Below are 18,665 nucleotides of genomic sequence, written 5' to 3' on the forward strand. Positions count from 1 at the left end.
CTTGCACGGTCGTACTCCTTCGTACTCCTGGTGCGGGGGTCTCAGCGGCCCGGTGTGACGGGTGCCAGCCACATGCCGACGACGGCGTCGGCCAGGCCCGTGGCGGCGTCGTCCCAGCTGGATCGCGGTGTGGGGGTGTGCTCGGCGAGGGCGCGCTCGCGCTCGGCGGCCACGTGGACGATCAGATGGCGGACCATCTCGCCGCGTTCGGCACGGACGTCGGCCGGGAGGTCGGGCAGGCACCGGTTCAGGCCATCGATGATCTTCTGCAGCGACGGGGCGGTGAGGGCCTCCTCGACCATGATCCGGTGCAGGGCCGGATCCGAGACGACCTGCGCGCAGAACCGTGCGTACCAGGTGGGGCTGCCGAGCGCGGCGAGGTGTTCGAGCGCCGGGCGGACCAGGCAGTCCACCCAGCCGCGTACGTCGTCGGGGTCGGCCACGTCGGCGACCAGGCGGGCGCGGATCTCCTCGATGCGCGCGGCGTGCTTGCGGGCGATGGCGCGGACCAGCTCGGCCTTGGTGCCGAAGTGGTAGCCGACCGCCGTGTTGTTGCCCTGCCCGGCGGCCTCGCTGACCTGGCGGTTGGACACCGCGTACACGCCGTGTTCGGCGAAGAGCCGCTCGGCCGCGGTCAGGAGCAGCTCCCGGGTCGCGTTGACCTGCTCCTCCCGCAGGGTCCTGCCTGCCATGGTCACCACCGCACCGGGACTTTGCCGATTCGCCGCGACGGCCAGTCCCTCGGGCCGTCGCGGATGCGCACACCTACAATCTAAGTCACGTGATTGAAAGAAGTGTGAACATGGTGGAGCGGGCTACACCTGCACCCCGGGTGCCCGCACCCCCGCGCACGGCACCCGGGTCGCCCAGCGTGCTTCGCATGCGGGCGACGGTGCGACAGGCCGGGCGTGCGACGGCCCATCTGACGGTCGCCGCCGCGATGGCCTTCGGGATGTACCTCTTCATCACGGTGCTGCTGATCACCGCCATCGGAACGGTGGCGGTGATCGGTGCCTGGCTGCTGCCCGAGACGGTCCTGCTCGTCCGGCGGATCGCCGGGGCCAAGCGGCGCCTGACCACCGCCTGGACGGGGCGGGAGATCCCCGAGGCGTACCAGGCCCTCGACGGGCCGCTGACCGAGCGGCTGCGGACGGCCGTGCGCGACCCCGGCACGCTCACCGATCTGCGCTGGCTGGCCGCCTACTACGTGTACGGCGCCCTGCTCTTCCTCGCGCTGCCGCTGTGGCCGGTCGGACTCGTCGTCGACGGCGTGAGCTGCGGGCTGCTGCGCCGCCGGGCCGTCGTGCTGCCGTGGATCGTGCGCCTGGCCGACCTGGAGGCCGGCTGGTCGACGGCGCTGCTGCGGCCCTCCCCGAAGGCGCTGCTGGCGGCCCGGGTCGAGCAGCTGAGCGCGACCCGGGCCGACGCGATCGCCGCGCACGGCGCCGAACTGCGCCGTATCGAGCGCGACCTGCACGACGGCGCGCAGGCCCGGCTGGTGGCGCTGTCCATGCGGATCGGGCTCGCCAAGCGGGCCTACGACCGCGATCCGGACGCCGCCCGCAAGCTGCTGGACGATGCCCAGGCACAGGCCGAGGAGGCGCTGGCGGAGCTGCGGCAGGTGGTGCGCGGCATCCACCCGCCGATCCTGACCGACCGCGGCCTGGTCGGTGCCGTGCGCGCACTGGCAGCAGGCAGCGGGCTGCTGGTGACCGTGGACGTGGCGGGGCTGGAGGACGACGGGCCGAGGGCGCCCGCTGCGGTGGAGGCGGCGGCCTACTTCGTGGTGGCCGAGGCCCTCACCAACGTCGCCAAGCACAGCGGCTCGCCGATGGCCTCGGTCCGGATCGCCCGTCTGCGGCGCGGTATCCGGGTCGAGGTGGCCGACGAGGGGCACGGCGGGGCGGACGAGTCGGCCGGCTCGGGGCTGCTGGGCATGCGGCGCCGGGTCGCGGCGCTCGACGGGACGGTGCGGACGTCCAGCCCGGTCGGCGGGCCGACGGTCGTCGCGGTCGAGCTGCCGTGCGTGTGGTGAGGTCGGGTACCGCTCCCCCTCGGGGATGACCTTGCCCGTGGCGCGTACTGCGTTCCGAGTACCGGCGAATGTCGGCAGAGGTACGACGACGTGCCGCGCTGTTCCCTGGAAGCTGTACCCGCCCCCTCCGGAACCGGAAGAACCCCGCCCATGACGATCCGCGTACTCCTCGCCGACGACCAGGCCCTGCTGCGGGCCACTTTCCGGATTCTGATCGACTCCTGCCCGGACATGGAGGTGGTCGGCGAGGCCGCCGACGGCGCCGAGGCGCTCACGCTCGCCCGGGACCACCGTCCCGACCTGGTCCTGATGGACATCCGCATGCCCGGCACCGACGGGCTGGCCGCCACGTCCGCGATCTGCGCCGACCCGGACCTCGCGGCGGTGCGCGTGCTGATCCTCACCACGTTCGAGATCGACGAGTACGTCGCGCAGGCGCTGCGGGCCGGGGCGAGCGGCTTCCTGGGCAAGGACGTCACCGCGGACGTGCTGCTCGACGGCATCCGGACCGTGGCCGCCGGCGAGTCCCTGCTCTCCCCCACCGCGACCCGCACGCTGATCACCCGGTTCCTGGCCTCGCCCGCCGAGAGCTCCCAGTCGGCCGCGCCCGAGGACCTCGCCGCCCTCACCGCCCGCGAACGGGAGGTCATGGCCTGGGTGGCCGAGGGGCACTCCAACGAGGAGATCGCCGAGAAGCTCTTCGTCAGCCCGCTGACGGTGCGCACCCACGTCCACCGCGCCATGACGAAGCTGGGCGCCCGTGACCGCGCCCAACTCGTCGTGATGGCCTACCAGTCGGGTCTGGTGCGCGCCGTACCGCCGAACGCGGGCCACTGAGGTCGCGCCCGCCCTTCCCGGAGACCGCGCATCGGCCGCCGTTCAGGGGAAAACGGCGGCCCGGGCGCGTGGCGGTGGGCGGGGCCGTCGACAACTGACCCGTGAGCCTGCCGCTGATCCCTCCCATGCTCGCCACGCCCGGCACCCTGCCGCCCGCCGCGCAGGACGCGCGCTGGGCGTACGAGACCAAGCAGGACGGCCAGCGCGCGGTCGTCTACCTGGACGGCGACGGCGGCCTGCTGCTGCGCGCCCGCTCCGGCGAGGACATCACGGCCGCCTATCCCGAACTGCGGCCGCTGAGCGGCGCGCTGGGCGCCACGCCCGCCGTCCTGGACGGGGAGATCCTGGCGCTGGACGAACAGGGGCGCGCCGACTTCCAGTTGCTGCAGTCCCGTATGGGCCTTGCGCACGCGCCTGCCCGGGCCGCGCGGATGGCGGCGCAGACGCCCGTCCATCTGGTGCTGTTCGACGTGCTGCACCTGGCGGGCCACTCCCTCGTCCCGGTGCCCTACAGCCGGCGCCGCGGACAGCTGGAGGAACTGGAGCTCGGCGGGCCGTACTGGTCGACGCCGGGCGCGCTCGTCGGACACGGCGCCGAAGCCCTGCAAGCGACGCGGGAGCACGGTCTGGAGGGGCTCGTCTGCAAGCGGCTTGACTCGGTGTACGAACCCGGGGTGCGCTCCCGTGCCTGGATCAAGATCCGCAACATGCGCACCGAGGACGTCGTCGTCGGGGGCTGGCTGCCCGGCAAGGGACGGCTCACCGGACTCCCGGGTTCGGTGCTGGTCGGGCAGCGCGCGGCGGGACGGCTGCGGTACGTCGGCAATGTCGGCACCGGCTGGAGCGAGTCCGAGCGAACGCAACTGGCCGAGCTGCTGCGGGCGTCCGAGACGGACTCCTGCCCTTTTGACCCCGTCCCGCGTGTGCCGGGCGCGCACTGGGTGCGGCCCCGGCTGGTCGGAGAGGTCCGCTACAGCGTCCGCACCCGGTCCGGGCTGCTGCGCCAGCCGTCCTGGCTGCGGCTGAGGCCCGACCTCACGCCGGAGGAGTCGGCGGCCGACCTGCCGGACGACAGCGCCTGATCCACAGGTTCGCGCCAAGAGTCGGCTTGATCGTTACCGCTGGTACGTCCGTGGCTCTTGGCACGGAAGTGAAAAGCCAGGATCCTGAACTGCCTTTCCCCCCATGACCGTTGGGCTGCGCCCGAACCAGGAGGAGGACGCAGTGTCGTCCGAGACGTCCCGCACGCACCGCAAGCGATGGATCACCGGCCTCGCCGGCGCCGCCGCACTCGTCGTCGCCTTCCCCAGCACCGCCTTCGCCGCCCCGCCCGGGGCGCTGCCCGCCAACGCCGAGGCGGCCGAGCAGACGTACCAGCCCGCCTACGACTACGACACGGACGGCTGCTACTCCACGCCCGCCATCGGCTCCGACGGAACCGTCAACGGCGGCCTGAACCCGACCGGTTCGCTCAGCGGCGACTGCCGTGACGCCTCGGACCTGGACAACACCAACGGCTACTCGCGCTACAAGTGCGACAACGGCTGGTGCGCCTACATGTACGGCCTGTACTTCGAGAAGGACCAGGCGATAGCGAACAGCAGCATCGGCGGGCACCGGCACGACTGGGAGCACGTCGTGGTGTGGGTGCAGAACAACGCGGTGCAGTACGTCTCGACGTCCAACCACGGCTCGTTCACGATCAGCCCCGCCTCGTCGGTGCGCTTCGACGGCACGCACGCGAAGATCGTGTACCACAAGGACGGCGTCAGCACCCACTGCTTCCGACTCGCGGGCTCGGGTGACGAGCCGCCGGAGAACCACAAGGGCACCTGGCAGTACCCGCCGCTGGTCGGCTGGAACGGCTACCCGACGGGCGTGCGCGACAAGCTGGTCGCCTACAACTTCGGCAGCGCCAACTTCGGCCTGAAGGACGCCAACTTCGCGAACCACCTGGCGTCGGCGAAGCCCTCGGGGATCGCGTTCGACCCCAACGCCTGATCCGGCGGCACATCGGGCGCGGGACCTAGGACCCCGGCACCCGCGGCTTTCAGTCCCGCGCCCGATCCCGGCACCCCGGTGTGCCGCATACCGTCCCGTTCATGGCTACGACCGACACGAGCGGACAGCTCGAAGAAGCCCTGGAACGCCTGCACAGCTCCGGTCCGGAACGCGAGGGCTGGCTGTCCAACCACGCCCCCATGGTGGTCGAGGCTCTCGCCGCACACGGACAGGCGGGGGCGGTCCACCGCTGGGTGGACCTGTACCGGGAGAGGCTGGAGGACTTCCCCGCGCGCGTGGCCCCCATCGCGGACGACAACTGGCCCGCGGCGCTGGGCGATCCACGCCGGATCGCGGACTGGACCGACTACTTCTCCCGCACGCTCGCCGAACGCCCGTGGCGCAGCGTCCTCGCCGAGTGGTGGCCGCGCCTGCTGCCCGGCCTGTACGGCGGCGCCACCCACACCGTCATCCGGGTCGGCCACGCCGTGCGCGCCGTCGACGCCGAGGAGAACGCGCCCCGGCTCGCCGAACTCGCGCATGCCCTGGGCTACTGGGCCGCTCGGCACCAGCCGGTGACCGGTGTGGCCACCCTGCCGGGCGCACCGACCGCCACCGAGGCCCTGGACGCGGTGCCCGCGATCGAGGCGGGGCACCTGGGATTCCGCAGCCGTCTCGCCGCCGTACGTCGCCTGCCCGCGTGGGCGGACGAGGTGACCGACCCGGACACGGCCCGCGCGCGGCTCACCGAGCTCGTGCACGCCGCGACCCACCGCTACGCCACCCATGGCCACGGCGAGCCGACCATGCTCGTGCACGCGGCGACCGCGCCCAACGCCGTGCTGCGGACGCTGGACTCACTGCCGCGCGAGCTGTGGGCACCGAGCCTGCACGCGGCGTGGACGGCCTCGGCGGCGGTCACCGCGATGTACGCCCCCGTGGAGCCGGTCGCCTACACGCCGCCCGCCCGGCTCACGCCGGAGGAGGTCCTGGAGCGCGCCCTCGCCCACGGCGACGAGCACGTCATCAAGTTCACCGACACGGCCCTGGACGTCGGTGACGAACTCGCCCTGGCTGCCGCGCTGCGGTCGGTCGAGATCAGCCAACCTCTGGTCTGAGGTCCCCGTCGGCCAGGGCGTCGCCCAGAGCCGTTCGCCCGTAGAGCACGTGGTGGCCGCGCCGCCGGGACACCAGCAGGCCCGCCTCCCGCAGGACCGACAGGTGGGCCGACACGGTCGAGGGGGCCAGGCCGTGGCGGCGGGCCAGGTCCGTCGTCGAGGACGGGGTGGTGAGTCCGGCGAGGACGGCCGCGCGCTGGTGGCCGAGCAGCCGGGCGAGTGCCCGCGCAGGACGCGGTGCGGGGGCGGTGTGGAGGTGGCCCATGCCTCGCGCGGGGTAGATGACGGTGGGCTGCCAGGGCCGCGCGAAACCGCTCACCACGTCCGGCCACACGAACACGCTCGGCATGAGCAACACGCCTCTGCCGTCCGGTCGTTGGGCGTCCGGCACATCGCCGTACCTGCGCAGGGTGAGGGTGTGGCCGACCCAGTCGACGGCCGGATGCAGCCCGGTGAGCAGCGCGTCGAGGCCGCCGTCCGCCGCCTCGCGCGAACGGTGCGCGATGTCGGCCTCCAGGACGGCACGGTGGCGCGGCCAGTCAGGGGCGAGCAGGGCGTGCCAGGCCCGTTCGGTGAGGTCGGCCAGGCGCCGCACGGTGGCGGCGGGGTCGTCGAGGGCTGCACGTCCCTGCGGTGACGCGGCGAGACCCGGGGTGCAGGCCAGGGAGCGGGTCATCTCCGCATGGGCCAGGGCGGGGTCGGTGGCGCGCATCCGGGCCAGCTCGTCGTCGATGGAGGGGTAGGGCTCCTGCGGGGGCGGGCCGAGGAAGTCCGGGATGTAGCCGCCCGGGGGTGGGACGAACAGCCACAGCGGTGACAGGTCGAGGCCGGCCACCGTACGGCGTACCCGGCGCAGCCAGCCTTGGTGGTAGCCGTGCCGGGACGGTCGGCGGAGCATGCGCAGCGCCTCGTGGGTCTGGCACAGCGGCGAGATCGCGAACCGGCAGCGCGTCAGGTCGTCGGTGCCGAGGTGCAGGGCGAGCGGCATGGCGTCCCCCGTCGTGAGCCCCGAAGATTCGTCCGCGAAAGATTCGTCCTGGATCGAAAGAGTAGAGGCCCCGGCCGCACCCCCGCACGCTTGCCCCGACTCCCCCTGTCGGAAAGGCGGTTGGATGGGCAGCGTAGGTCCGGCTCCCTGGCGGCGTGCCGCCGTCGTCGCGGCGCTGATGCTGGCGGCGTTCACCTTCAACAGCACCGAGAACCTGCCGGTCGGCCTGCTCGCGCTGATGGCCGATGACCTGCGGGTGTCGCTGGCGGCCGTGGGCGCCCTGGTCACCGGGTACGGCCTGACCGTGGCCGTCGTGTCGCTGCCTCTCGCCCATGCCACGCGGTCCGTGCCTCGCCGGTATCTGCTGGCGGGGCTGCTGGGGCTGCTCGCCGTGGCGAGTTGGGTGTCGGCGCTCGGCGGGGTGTCGTACGGGGTGCTGCTGGCGGCGCGGGTGGCGACGGCGTTGGCGCAGGCGGTGTTCTGGGCGGTGATGGGGCCGGTCGCGGTCGGTCTGTTCCCTCCGGAGCGGCGGGGGCGGGTCATCGGGTGGCTGTCGGTCGGCGGTTCGCTGGCCACGGTGGCCGGGGTTCCGGCCGGGACCTGGCTGGGCGGGCACACCGACTGGCGGACACCGTTCGCGCTGCTCGGCGCGCTGGCGCTGCTCTCGCTCGTGACCGTCGCCGTGCTGCTGCCGTCGTCCCGCCCGGAGGACGGCCACTCCGCGTACGGCGCGGCCCCCGACCGGCGCGGGTTCCGCGTCGTACTGACCGTGACCGCCCTGTCGGTGACCGGTGCCTTCGCCGCGTTCACCTATGTCGTCGCCTTCCTCGACGAGGTGAGCGGCTTCGGCGAGGACGCGGTGAGCGCGGTGCTCTTCGCCTTCGGCGGGGCGGCGCTCGCCGGGGTCATGGTGGCCGGGCCGCTCCTCGACCGCTTCCCGCGTGCCACGCTGGCCGTTCCGGTGGCGGCCCAGGCGGTGGCGCTGCTCAGTCTCTGGGCGACCGGTCACGTCCCGGTGGCGAGCGTCGCGCTGATCATGCTGCTGGGCGCCTCGGTCGCGTCCGCCTTCATGGCGACGCAGAGCCGGGTCCTCCAGGTCGCGCCGGGCCGCACCGAGACCGCCCTCGCGGCCAACTCCGCCGCCTACAACGTGGGCATCGCCGCCGGTGCGCTGCTCGGCGGTGCGCTGCTGCCCTCTGTCGGGGTGCGCGGCACGTTCCTGGTCGGAGGGCTGCTGACGGTGGGGGCATTCGCGGTGCTCGGCCTTCCGGTGCGGCGCGCGGGCGGCAAGGCAGGGGCGCGAATGGGGCACTACCGTGCGGACGCGGGGCGGTGACGGTCTATCGTGTCCGCATGTCCGTGCCTGAACTGATCCGTATCGTCTCCCGCGACTCGCCGATGGCACTCGCCCAAGTGGAGCGTGTCCGCGCCGAGTTGGCGGTCCTGCACCCCGGTGTGCGCACCGAGGTCGTGCCCGTGAAGACGACCGGTGACAAGTGGATGGGCGATCTGGCCAAGGTCGAGGGCAAGGGCGCGTTCACCAAGGAGGTCGACGCCGCTCTGCTGGCGGGCGAGGCCGATCTCGCCGTGCACTGCGTCAAGGACATCCCGGCCGACCGGCCGCTGCCCGCGGGGACGACGTTCGCCGCGTTCCTCAAGCGGGACGACATCCGGGACGCCCTCATCCACCCGGACGGGCTCACCCTCGACGAGCTGCCGGCCGGGACCCGGATCGGCACCTCCTCGGTGCGCCGTGTCGCCCAACTGGCCGCCACCCACCCGCACCTGGAGTGCGTGCCGTTCCGCGGCAACGCCAACCGGCGGCTGGAGAAGCTGGCCGCCGGTGAGGCGGACGCGCTGCTGCTCGCGCTGGCCGGCCTCGAACGCATCGGCCGCACCGACGTGATCAGCGAGGTGCTCTCCCCCGAGGTGATGATGCCGCCGATCGGTGCGGGCATCCTCGCGCTGCAGTGCCGGGAGGGCGACACGGACCTCATCGACGCGATCAGCGGCCTCGGTGACCCGGACACCTATCGGGAGGCCACGGCCGAGCGCATGTTCCTGCACGTCCTGCAGGGGCACTGCAACAGCCCGATCGCCGGGTACGCGCGCGTGGACCGCGGCGGTGAGCTGTCGCTGCGCGCCTGTGTGTTCACTCCGGACGGCAAGACGCGGCTGAACGCCCACGAGTGGGCGGGCCGACTGGATCCGGCGACGCTCGGTACGTCGGTCGCCGTCGCCCTGCTGCGGCAGGGCGCCCGCGAGATGATCGACGGCATCCCGCACTGAGTCAGTCGGCGGTCTGGGCGCTCGCGCGTCAGGCGGTGCCCTCTTCGGCCTGGTCGCGCAGGAAGTTGCTCACCTGGAGCGCGAGGCCGTCCCGCAGGGTGGCGGCGTGGGCACCGACGGAACCCTCCTGGAGGCCGAGGCCGCCGGTCCACAGCCGGCGGTCGGCCCACTCCTCCTCGACGCGCAGCTGGATCTGCACATCGACCTGGCTCAGGCTCGCCTCCGGGCCGGCGGCGTAGAGCACGGCGGTGGCCCGGCGCAGCGGGTAGACGTCGAAGCCCTCGATGAACTGCGAGTTGCGCCAGTCGATGAACGCGGCCTCCCCGTCACGGCCGATCCGCACGTCCATCTGGCCGTCCTCCAGGTGGATGCCGAGGTGCCGCTCGCCGCGGTTCTCGACGGTGACGCGGACCCTGAAGTACGTCAGCCCCTCGGCGGCGTCGTCCCGTCCCCGCGGCGGCTCGGCCGGCTCCAGGCAGTGGACGCGGACACGCAGGCCGGCATGCTCCTCGTACTCGTGCCAGTCCCCGACCACGTTCGGCTCGTACACAATCCACCTCTCGACCCAGAGAGCTGCTTCCTATCTTTGCGCTCAGTGCACTGTCAAATGAGCAGAATGCGCTGTGGCCAGCCCATTCGCCCCCTTGATCACCGATCAAGCCGTGGGCAGGAAGAATCCGCTTTCTGGCCCGGCGACCGCGTTCACCCACGTGCCGCACATCACGTTCCGCACCAAGATCGGCGGACCGGGATCATCGGGCCAGCCGGCCCAGCAGCGAGGAGGCCGCGGTGATGCCGAGCGCGGCGGCCACCAGCAGGACGGCGAAGTCGAGCGCGAGGTGCGCGGGCGTGCCGAGGAGGAGACCGCGCAGGGCGTCGACCTGGTAGCTGAGCGGGTTGGCCTTGCTGATCGCCTGGAGCCAGCCCGGCATCACGGACAGCGGGTACAGGGCGTTGGAGCCGAAGAACAGCGGCATCGTGATGGCCTGCCCGAAGCCCATCAGCCGGTCGCGGTTGAGGACGATGCCGGCGATGGTGATCGACAGGCAGGAGAAGAACGCCGAGCCGAGGACCACGACCGCGGCGACGCCGAGCAGCTTGAGCGGGTTCCAGGTCAGGGCGACGCCCAGCACCGCGGCGATGAGGATCACGACGACCGCCTGGACCAGGGACTTCACCCCGGCCGCGAACGCCTTGCCGGTGATCAGGGCCGAGCGCGGGGTCGGGGTGACGAGCAGCTTGTTGAGGACGCCGGCGTCGCGCTCCCAGATGATCTGGATGCCGTAGAAGATGGCGATGAACATCGCGGACTGGGCGATGATGCCGGGTGCCAGATAGTCGATGTAGGGGACGCCGTCGCTGGGGATCGCCCGGAGCCGGGTGAAGGTCTGGCCGAAGATCAGCAGCCAGAGGGCGGGCTGGACCGCGCGGGTGTACAGCTCGGTGCGGTCGTGGCGCAGCTTCTGCAGCTCGACGGCGCACATGGCCGCGACGCGGGCGGGCAGCAGTCGCCAGCCGGCGCGGGGTTCGGGCGGCGCGAGCAGCAGGTCGATGCGGACGGGTTCGGCCCGGTCAGCCGACGCGGCGGGCGGTGCGGCGGGTGCTTCGGACATCGCGGAAGTCTCCTGAACTCTCGTCGAGTCCGCTGCCGGCGACGTCACGGAAGACGTCCTCCAGCGTGGGCAGCGGGTCGGTGTCGGCCGCGCCCCCGGCACGCCGGCGCGCGCCGAGCCCTTCCCTGAGCTCGGCCGGGGTGCCGAGGGCCCGGATGCGGCCGCGGTGCATCAGGCCGATCCGGTCGCAGTACTGGTCGGCCTCGTCCATGTAGTGAGTGGTGACCAGGACCGTCATGCCGGTGGCGGCACGGACGGCGCCGATGTGCTCCCACACTCCGGTGCGGGCGATCGGGTCGAGGCCGATGGTGGGTTCGTCGAGGATCAGCAGCCGGGGCGCGCTGACCAGGGCCTGGGCCAGTTCGAGTCGGCGGACCATGCCGCCGGAGTAGGTGGCGGCGAGCCGGTCGGCGGCGTCGGTGAGGCCGACGGCGGCCAGCGCCTGGCCGACCCGTTCGGCGCGTTCGCGGCGGGGCACGTCGAAGACGCGGGCGAACAGGGCGACGTTCTCGCGGCCGGTGAGGCCCGCGTCGGCGGACAGCTGCTGCGGGACATAGCCGAGCAGGCGCCGTACGGCCATACGGTCGCGCGCCGCGTCGTGCCCGAAGACGCGGACCATGCCGGCGGGCACCGGAAGGAGGGTGGTCATGCAGCGGATCGCCGTGGTCTTCCCGGCGCCGTTGGGACCGAGCAGCCCGAAGACCTCGCCCTCGTGCACGGTCAGGTCGAGTCCGTCCACCGCGTTGGTCTCACCGAAGGCGTAGGCGAGCCCGGTGCAGGCCACGGCCTCGGCGACATCTCGGGTCATGGGCGCTCGCCCTCCTCGCGCAGCGTGTCGGCCAGTCTGCGCAGCGCCGGGACCGCCGCGAGCAGGGTCTCCCCGTCCGCCTCGTCGAGGCGGGACAGCCGGTTTCGTACGAGGTCGGCGCGCCGTCTGCGCCACTCGCTCAGCCGGGCCTCGGCCGCGGGGGTGGGCAGCAGTCGGGCGGCGCGCCGGTCGGCGGGGTCGGTCTCGCGGACCAGATAACCCTGCCGGGCCAGCTGGTTGACCAGCGTCGACACCGAGTTGCCCGCCAGGTACAGCTCCTTGGCCGCGTCCGAGATCCCGATGCCGGGCCGCTCGGCGACCAGCCGGAGCAGCTCCACTTCGGCACTGCGCAGCCGCGGGTCGGGCATCTCCCGCCGCAGCCTGCGCCGGATCAGCCGCTGGACCCCGACGAGCGCGTCGGCCAGTTCCTCCGGGAAGGACTCGTCCGCCATGCCGTCGAGATTACCTCTGTAGCAGAGGTAACGGACTCAAGGGACAGCAAAGTATTCCGATGTGTTTCGGGTACCTTTTCTGCGGGAATTTACCCAAATGTGCTTCGGACAGGAGGCACGTCCGTGGGAGCCGGCCCGCCAGGTCCGTGGGTGTCTCCAAGAGGTCCGAGTGCGCGTCCGCACCTCCCATGGTGTCTGTCCAGTCAGCACCTGCTGAGGGAGGTGCGCACTCATGAGTGCCACCACCAGAACGAAGCAGCATCCGCACGACGACGCCCCCGACACCGCCGAAGCGTTCAGCCGGCTCGTCGGAATGGCCGAAGGGCCGGAGCGCAAAGCGCTCAGGGACGATCTGGTCCGGGTCTGGTTGCCCATGGCCGAGCGGATCGCCGTCCGGTTCAAGGGCCGTGGCGAGTCCCTGGAGGACCTGTACCAGGTGGCCGCGCTGGGGCTGGTGAAGGCCGTCGACCACTACGATCCGGCACGCGGCCACGCCTTCGAGGCGTACGCCGTGCCCACCATCACCGGCGAGATCAAGCGGCACTTCCGCGACCACATGTGGACGCTGCACGTCCCGCGCCGGGTCCAGGACCTGCGCAACCGTGTCCGCAGCTCCGCGAAGGAGCTGTCGCAGAGCACCCCGGGCCGTGCGCCCACGATCCCCGAGATAGCCGCCCACGCGCATCTGAGCGAGAGCGAGGTGCGCACCGGGATGGAGGCCCTGGAGTGCTTCTCCGCGCTGTCGCTGGAGGCGGAGATGCCGGGCACCGACGGTTACGCGCTGGGAGACGCGATCGGCGGTCCGGATCCGGCCTACGACGTGGTCGTCGACCGGGTGGCCGTCAGGCCTTGTCTGCAGCGGCTGCCGGAGCGCGAGCGGACCATCCTCTACCTCCGGTTCTTCGGCGGGATGACCCAGAGCCGGATCGCGCAGCAGCTCGGCATCTCACAGATGCATGTGTCGCGGCTGTTGAGCGGCTGCTTCGCCCATTTGCGCGAGGAACTGGTCGCCGAGGCTCGCTGAAATTCGCCGAAGCCCGCTGAAAGGGGAGGTCGGTCAGTCCGGTGGCGCTCCCGGAATCTGCGTCGGGCCGTAGCGTTCCAGGGCCTCTTCGAGTTCGACGCGGATCTCGGGCGGCATCCTCCCGTCGCGGCCCCAGATGAGGATCAGTTCCGCGACCTGGCGGAGCTTGATGTTCGTATGCTGGGAGACGTCCTTCAACACCGCCCAGCCCTGGTCCGGCGCCACTCGCCCGAGCGCGACGATCATGCCGATCGCCTGGTCCACGACGGCGTGCGAGACGACCGCCTCCTTGAGCTGGCCGACCTCCTCCTCCAGTTCGAGGATCCGGTCGGTCTCGCTCCTGTCGACGGGCTCGTTCGGTGTCGGTGCCACCCCTCCATCCTCGCCGCTTCGCCGGGCGCGTGCCAGTGAGGCGAAGGGGTCGTCCTCGGTCGTTTCGGTCCCCCGCCGGGGGTACTCGACAGGCCCCGGAACGGTTCCGGCCGGACACTGGGAAAGGACCGGTGGCCGCCGGTCGGGCGAGACCAGGACGCGACTGCCATGAACGATGCGCGAAACCCCCGGGGCACGGCCGAGATCGTGTCCACCCACTCCGTGTTCGGCGCGCCCTGCTGGGTGAGCCTGACCAGCCGCGATCTTGAGGCCACCCAGGAGTTCTACTCGGCCGTGCTGGGCTGGCGCTGGCGGCCGGCCAAGCTGGGCGACCGTTTCCGGGTCGCGCTGGCGCAGAGCGTGCCGGTGGCGGGGATCGCCGCGGTGGCCTCGATGTGGCAGATGGCCGTGGCCTGGACGCCGTACTTCGCCGTGCCCAGTGCGGACGAGGCGGTGGCGCGGGTGCAGGAGCGCGGCGGCACCACGGCCGTCGGGCCGCTGTCCCTGCCGCCCGGGCGGGCGGCGCTGCTGGCCGACCGGGACGGGGCGACGTTCGGCATCTGGGAGGGGGAGCTCATCTACCACTGGGAGACCTGGCGCCGGGACGCGCCCACGTTCATCCGGCTGCACACCCGCGACGCCTTCGACGCCGCGATGTTCTACGGCGAGGTCCTCGACTGGGCCACTGACCGGCCCGGCTGCTGCGAGGTCCGCTACGAGGGCGGGGAGGTCGTGCTGCGCAGTGGGGGCGATGTGGTGGCGCGCATCGAGTCGGGCGCGTTGGAGGCCGCGCCGGATCCCACGATTCGGCCGCACTGGCAGGTTCACTTCGCGGTGGGCGATGTGGAGGGGTGCACGCGGGCCGCGGAGTTGCACGGGGGGAGCGTGTTGTCCAAGGGCAGTGACGAGGCGGTGCTGCGGGATCCGGATGGAGCGCAGTTCACGGTCACGTCGCATCGTGAACGGTAGACGACGGCCGTTCTGGCGCTACACGCCTATCTGGCATCGACGCGACGGGCGCTCATGAGGGCGTTGCACGCGACGGTCTCGACAGGAGCACCAGGCTGCGGCGTTCGATCAGCAGAGCCGTGCCCGCCTTGTGTTCCGACTCGTCCGGCGGGCCCTGGAGTTCGGCGGTATCGATCAAGGTGGTCCAGCGTTCGCCGTAGGTGATGTCGGGGAGCTGGAACTCGACAGGCTCCCAGTAGCTGTTGAGCAGGAGCAGGAAGGAGTCGTCCACCACGGGACGGCCGCACCAGTCGGGTTCGGCTATGGCGTCGCCGTTGAGGAAGACCGCGAGGGAGTGGGCGTCGGGGCGGTTCCAGTCGTCGTCGGTCATCTCGCGGCCGTCGGGCTGGAGCCAGACCAGGTCGGGCAGCGGCTGTTCGGGGTGGGTCGCGGTTTCGCCCCGGAAGAAGCGGCGGCGGCGCAGGACGGGGTGGGCGGCGCGCAGGGCGATGATGTAGCGGGTGAAGTCGGCGAGGGCGCGCTGGTCGCCGGTGTGGCGCCAGTCGATCCAGGAGACCTCGTTGTCCTGGCAGTAGGCGTTGTTGTTGCCGAGCTGGGTGCGGCCGACTTCGTCGCCGTGGCAGAGCATGGGGATGCCCTGGGACAGCAGCAGCGTGGCGATGAGGTTGCGCTGCTGACGGGCGCGCAGCGCGAGTACGGCCGGGTCCCGGGTCTCGCCCTCCGCTCCGCAGTTCCAGGAGCGGTTGTGGCTCTCGCCGTCCCGGTTGCCCTCGCCGTTGGCCTCGTTGTGCTTGTCGTTGTAGGAGACGAGGTCGCGCAGGGTGAACCCGTCGTGCGCGGTCACGAAGTTGACGCTGGCGCGCGGGCGGCGCCGGCTGTGTGCGTACAGGTCGGAGGAGCCGGTCAGCCGGGAGGCGAACTCGCCGAGCGAACCGGGCTCGGCGCGCCAGAAGTCCCGTACGGCGTCCCGGTACTTGCCGTTCCACTCCGACCACAGGGGTGGGAAGTTGCCCACCTGGTAGCCGCCCTCCCCCACGTCCCACGGCTCGGCGATCAGCTTGACGCGGCTGATCACCGGGTCCTGCTGGATCAGGTCGAAGAACGCCGAGAGCCGGTCCACCTCGTGGAACTGGCGGGCCAGCGTGGCCGCGAGGTCGAAGCGGAAGCCGTCGACGTGCATCTCGGTGACCCAGTAGCGCAGCGAGTCCATGATGAGCTGGAGCACATAGGGGTGGCGCATCAGCAGGCTGTTGCCGGTGCCGGTGGTGTCGTAGTAGTGCCCCCAGTCGCCGTCCACCAGGCGGTAGTACGAGGCGTTGTCGATGCCGCGGAAGGAGAGGGTCGGCCCGCGCTCGTTGCCCTCGGCGGTGTGGTTGTAGACGACGTCGAGGATCACTTCGAGGCCGGCCGCGTGCAGCGCCTTCACCATCGCCTTGAACTCGTCGACCTGTTCGCCGCGGGTGCCGTGGGCGGCGTAGGCGTTGTGCGGTGCGAAGAAGCCGATCGTGTTGTAGCCCCAGTAGTTGGACAGGCCCCGGTCGAGCAGTACGCCGTCCTGGACGTACTGGTGCACCGGCATCAGCTCGACGGCGGTCACGCCGAGGGACGTCAGGTGCTCGACGATCGCGGGGTGCGCGAGTCCGGCGTACGTGCCGCGCAGGTCCGGCGGGACGTCGGGGTGGGTGCGGGTGAGACCGCGGACGTGCGCCTCGTAGATGACGGTGTCGGCGTACGGCCGCCTGGGCGGACTGTCGTCGCCCCAGTCGAAGTGCGGGTCGGTCACCACACCCAGCATGGTGTGCCCGACGCTGTCCGCCGCGGACGGACCGCCCGGGGTGCGCTCGAAGAGGGAGGCGTGGTTGTCGACCCGGCCGTCCACCGCCCGGCTGTACGGGTCGAGCAGCAGCTTCGCCGGATTGCACCGGTGGCCCAGGTCCGGGGCCCATGGCCCGTGGACCCGGTAACCGTAGCGCTGCCCCGGGCCGACGTTAGGCAGATAGCCGTGCCAGACGAAGCCGTCGACCTCGGTGAGCGGAGTCGGGGTGTGCCGGTCCTTGTTGTCGACCAGGACGAGCTCGACTCGGTCGGCGACCTCGCTGAACAGGGCGAAGTTGGTGCCCTGTCCGTCGAAGGCGGCGCCCAGCGGATAGGGGTGCCCGCTCCAAGCGGGCACCCCTTTGCACACGTCCTTGCGGCGCCGTCTCTGGGTCACCGGGCCTCCTCCAGGGCGCCGTCACGGATGCCCGCCGCTTCGGCCAAGGCGGTGACGGGCACCTCGCGGGGCACCCCGCGCGCCTCTCGCAGGCTGGGCGCGGGCGCCGCCGGGACCAGCGGGACACGTTCGCCGGCGCGGGCGCGCTGCGAGAACCAGATGACCTTGCTGCCGGTCTCGGTGGCGCAACAGCCCCAGCCGTCGCTCATCGCGGCGAGGTGCTGCAGACAGGCGCGCAGCTCGTGGTCCGGACGCAGGGCGCGGTCGTTGTCGCCGATGGCGGTGATGAGGTGCTGGCCGTTCCACCACATCTCGATCGAGGTGTTCTTGTCCCTCGCGTGCTCGTCGATGACCCGCAACAGCATCTCGGTGCCGTGGCGGACGGGCTCGACAAGAGTCTCCAGGTCCCAGTACCGGAGGTGAGCGGCCAGAATTCGGCTGACCTGACCCACCCGTTCGGGGCTGACTTCCACGTCGAGGTGGTAGTAGCAGGGCACTGCGGTCTTCACCGTCGTTACCTCCTCACCGCGAATGCTCCCGCTCTCCTCGCCCCTGCGGGACGGGCCCCGAGCACGGAGCGTGAGCGCCGATCGCTTCTGAGTCACTTCAGGGTGGGGGCAGTACGCCATTCGTGCAACACGAGCCGACACCCGAGGTAGTTGAAGCTCCAACAGGACGCTGAGTCATCGACCATGCACCATGTGTGAAGACCTCGATACCCGCAACGGAGCCCGTGCGCTGTACGCGCGCGGGTTCCGCCCGACGGTCGGGAGACGCGTCATCGAGCAGCCCGGAAGGTGAACGGCGCCATGCTGCTACCGGCCAAAGCCGAAGTCGCCCGGCAACTGCGGCGATACCGGGCCTGGGAGCGCGCCATGCTCGCGGCCCCGGCCGACCATGCGGTGCGCGCCACGTTCGAGGACGCCGGCTACACCCTGTGCGTGCTGATGGGGAAGCGCTGCGCGCGCGAGGCCGCGGACGCGGCCGAACGCTATCTGCGCTCCACTCTGGCGGCCTACCTCGGGGAGCAGGACGAACGGCCCCGCGTGCGGGTCTCCGCACGGCGGCGGCCGGCGAGATCACGACGGTGGCGATTCCTCGCGGGGAGGTAGCGACCTTCCGGCACAGATCGGACCCCGGCCGGGCCTCGTGCCCGGCCTCGAGCACGGTGGAGGTGAACCATGGGCAGGACCAAGACGAGGACCGGTCGCGGGACCGGGACGATCGGCCGTATCCCGGTACGGGACGTACAGCCGGCCGTGGAGGGCGGCAGGCATCCGGCGAAGGCGGTCGCGGGAGAGACCTTCGAGGTCACCGCCACCGTGTTCCGGGAGGGTCACGACGCCGTGGCCGCCAATGTCGTGCTGACCGGCCCGGACGGCCGGCCCGGCCCGTGGACGCCGATGCACGAGCTGGCCCCGGGTACCGACCGTTGGGGTGCCAAGGTGACGCCGCCCGCGGTGGGCAACTGGACGTTTCATGTGGAGGCCTGGGGCGATCCGGTGGCCACCTGGCTGCGCACCGCTCGCATCAAGGTTCCGGCCGGGATCGACGTCGGCTTGGTTCTGGAGGAGGGCGGCGAGCTGTACGCGCGTGCGGCGGCCGGAGTGCCCGACGACGCGGGGCGGGCGACCGTGCTGGCCGCGGCCGAGGCGCTGCGGGACGACTCGCTGCCGCCCGTGTCGCGGCTGGAGGCGGCGTTCGCGGCCAACGTGGATGCGGTGTTGGGGCGGTACCCGCTGCGGGACCTGGTCACCGCGTCGGACCCGCTGCCCCTGCTGGTCGAGCGCGAGCGGGCCCTGTTCGGCTCCTGGTACGAGTTCTTCCCCCGCTCCGAAGGCACCCCCGACCACCCCCACGGCACCTTCACCACCGCCGCCCGCCGCCTGCCCGCGATCGCCGCGATGGGCTTCGACGTCGTCTACCTCCCGCCGATCCACCCCATCG

20 protein-coding genes are annotated in these 18,665 nt (G+C 71.9%); 11 read left to right on the plus strand and 9 right to left on the minus strand.

Annotated elements, in window-relative coordinates:
* Positions 1–41 precede the first annotated feature (41 nt).
* Positions 42–692, minus strand: coding sequence for a TetR/AcrR family transcriptional regulator (locus tag ACIA8X_RS37445; protein ID WP_399460185.1), 651 nt, complete (start codon positions 690–692; stop codon positions 42–44).
* Positions 693–880: 188 nt separating this feature from the next.
* On the opposite strand from ACIA8X_RS37445, the gene ACIA8X_RS37450 reads away from it, so the two are divergent.
* The 5 genes from ACIA8X_RS37450 (at position 881) to ACIA8X_RS37470 (ending at position 5,991) form a co-directional block, all read left to right on the plus strand.
* Complete coding sequence (locus tag ACIA8X_RS37450; RefSeq protein ID WP_399460186.1) at positions 881–2,035, plus strand: histidine kinase; 1,155 nt, start codon at positions 881–883, stop codon at positions 2,033–2,035.
* Between the two features lie 150 nt (positions 2,036–2,185).
* Positions 2,186–2,872 carry a response regulator gene (locus tag ACIA8X_RS37455; RefSeq protein WP_393460450.1) on the plus strand — a complete coding sequence of 229 codons (687 nt, stop codon included), beginning with the start codon at positions 2,186–2,188 and terminating at the stop codon, positions 2,870–2,872.
* Positions 2,873–2,973: 101 nt separating this feature from the next.
* Entirely contained in the window at positions 2,974–3,954 is a 981-nt protein-coding gene (gene ligD, locus ACIA8X_RS37460; protein ID WP_399460187.1) for a non-homologous end-joining DNA ligase, read from the plus strand.
* 142 nt (positions 3,955–4,096) lie between these two features.
* A complete protein-coding gene (locus ACIA8X_RS37465) occupies positions 4,097–4,873 on the plus strand; it encodes an NPP1 family protein (protein WP_393460524.1) in 777 nt (258 codons plus the stop codon).
* 101 nt (positions 4,874–4,974) lie between these two features.
* Positions 4,975–5,991 (plus strand): questin oxidase family protein, encoded by a 1,017-nt coding sequence (locus tag ACIA8X_RS37470; RefSeq protein ID WP_393460456.1) that lies wholly within the window; start codon positions 4,975–4,977, stop codon positions 5,989–5,991.
* On the opposite strand, the gene ACIA8X_RS37475 is transcribed toward ACIA8X_RS37470, so the two are convergent.
* Positions 5,972–6,979 (minus strand): DUF5937 family protein, encoded by a 1,008-nt coding sequence (locus ACIA8X_RS37475; protein ID WP_393460459.1) that lies wholly within the window; start codon positions 6,977–6,979, stop codon positions 5,972–5,974. The genes ACIA8X_RS37470 and ACIA8X_RS37475 overlap by 20 nt on opposite strands.
* 124 nt (positions 6,980–7,103) lie before the next feature.
* Here ACIA8X_RS37475 and ACIA8X_RS37480 point away from each other — a divergent pair, with 124 nt between their 5' ends.
* Together ACIA8X_RS37480 and hemC are read left to right on the plus strand one after the other, a co-directional pair.
* Positions 7,104–8,315, plus strand: coding sequence for an MFS transporter (locus ACIA8X_RS37480; protein ID WP_393460462.1), 1,212 nt, complete (start codon positions 7,104–7,106; stop codon positions 8,313–8,315).
* Positions 8,316–8,332: 17 nt separating this feature from the next.
* Entirely contained in the window at positions 8,333–9,268 is a 936-nt protein-coding gene (gene hemC / locus ACIA8X_RS37485; RefSeq protein ID WP_393460465.1) for a hydroxymethylbilane synthase, read from the plus strand.
* A 28-nt stretch (positions 9,269–9,296) separates the two neighbouring features.
* On the opposite strand, the gene ACIA8X_RS37490 is transcribed toward hemC, so the two are convergent.
* The 4 genes from ACIA8X_RS37490 to ACIA8X_RS37505 form a co-directional block, all read right to left on the minus strand.
* The gene (locus ACIA8X_RS37490; protein ID WP_393460468.1) at positions 9,297–9,818 is read right to left on the minus strand and encodes a hypothetical protein; all 522 of its coding nucleotides are present in this window, start codon (positions 9,816–9,818) and stop codon (positions 9,297–9,299) included.
* A 202-nt stretch (positions 9,819–10,020) separates the two neighbouring features.
* Positions 10,021–10,881 carry an ABC transporter permease gene (locus tag ACIA8X_RS37495; RefSeq protein WP_393460471.1) on the minus strand — a complete coding sequence of 287 codons (861 nt, stop codon included), beginning with the start codon at positions 10,879–10,881 and terminating at the stop codon, positions 10,021–10,023.
* Positions 10,841–11,689 (minus strand): ABC transporter ATP-binding protein, encoded by an 849-nt coding sequence (locus ACIA8X_RS37500; RefSeq protein ID WP_399460188.1) that lies wholly within the window; start codon positions 11,687–11,689, stop codon positions 10,841–10,843. Before ACIA8X_RS37500 ends, ACIA8X_RS37495 begins: the two co-directional genes overlap by 41 nt.
* On the minus strand, positions 11,686–12,141 hold the full coding sequence (locus ACIA8X_RS37505; RefSeq protein ID WP_399460189.1) for a MarR family winged helix-turn-helix transcriptional regulator: 456 nt from the start codon (positions 12,139–12,141) through the stop codon (positions 11,686–11,688). Before ACIA8X_RS37505 ends, ACIA8X_RS37500 begins: the two co-directional genes overlap by 4 nt.
* Before the next feature lie 232 nt (positions 12,142–12,373).
* Between ACIA8X_RS37505 and ACIA8X_RS37510 the strand changes: the two genes are divergently transcribed.
* Entirely contained in the window at positions 12,374–13,165 is a 792-nt protein-coding gene (locus ACIA8X_RS37510) for a SigB/SigF/SigG family RNA polymerase sigma factor (RefSeq protein ID WP_393460480.1), read from the plus strand.
* A gap of 33 nt (positions 13,166–13,198) precedes the next feature.
* Here ACIA8X_RS37510 and ACIA8X_RS37515 read toward each other — a convergent pair whose 3' ends face one another.
* Entirely contained in the window at positions 13,199–13,537 is a 339-nt protein-coding gene (locus ACIA8X_RS37515; RefSeq protein ID WP_393460483.1) for an ANTAR domain-containing protein, read from the minus strand.
* A gap of 168 nt (positions 13,538–13,705) precedes the next feature.
* On the opposite strand from ACIA8X_RS37515, the gene ACIA8X_RS37520 reads away from it, so the two are divergent.
* Positions 13,706–14,506: a VOC family protein gene (locus tag ACIA8X_RS37520; RefSeq protein WP_399460190.1), complete on the plus strand. Its 801-nt coding sequence runs from the start codon at positions 13,706–13,708 to the stop codon at positions 14,504–14,506.
* A 52-nt stretch (positions 14,507–14,558) separates the two neighbouring features.
* Here ACIA8X_RS37520 and glgX read toward each other — a convergent pair whose 3' ends face one another.
* Complete coding sequence (gene glgX, locus ACIA8X_RS37525; RefSeq protein WP_399460191.1) at positions 14,559–16,718, minus strand: glycogen debranching protein GlgX; 2,160 nt, start codon at positions 16,716–16,718, stop codon at positions 14,559–14,561.
* The gene (locus ACIA8X_RS37530) at positions 16,715–17,227 is read right to left on the minus strand and encodes a pep a2 (protein ID WP_393460489.1); all 513 of its coding nucleotides are present in this window, start codon (positions 17,225–17,227) and stop codon (positions 16,715–16,717) included. The genes glgX and ACIA8X_RS37530 overlap by 4 nt, the downstream gene beginning before the upstream one ends.
* A gap of 300 nt (positions 17,228–17,527) precedes the next feature.
* On the opposite strand from ACIA8X_RS37530, the gene ACIA8X_RS37535 reads away from it, so the two are divergent.
* Both ACIA8X_RS37535 and ACIA8X_RS37540 read left to right on the plus strand, forming a co-directional pair.
* Complete coding sequence (locus tag ACIA8X_RS37535; RefSeq protein WP_393460491.1) at positions 17,528–17,830, plus strand: DUF5133 domain-containing protein; 303 nt, start codon at positions 17,528–17,530, stop codon at positions 17,828–17,830.
* Between the two features lie 69 nt (positions 17,831–17,899).
* Positions 17,900–18,665 (plus strand): maltotransferase domain-containing protein (locus ACIA8X_RS37540; protein ID WP_399460192.1); only part of this gene is annotated, 766 nt, incomplete at its 3' end.

It is taken from the genome of Streptomyces sp. NPDC051738 (genome assembly GCF_044453205.1).
In the GTDB taxonomy this organism is placed as follows: domain Bacteria; phylum Actinomycetota; class Actinomycetes; order Streptomycetales; family Streptomycetaceae; genus Streptomyces.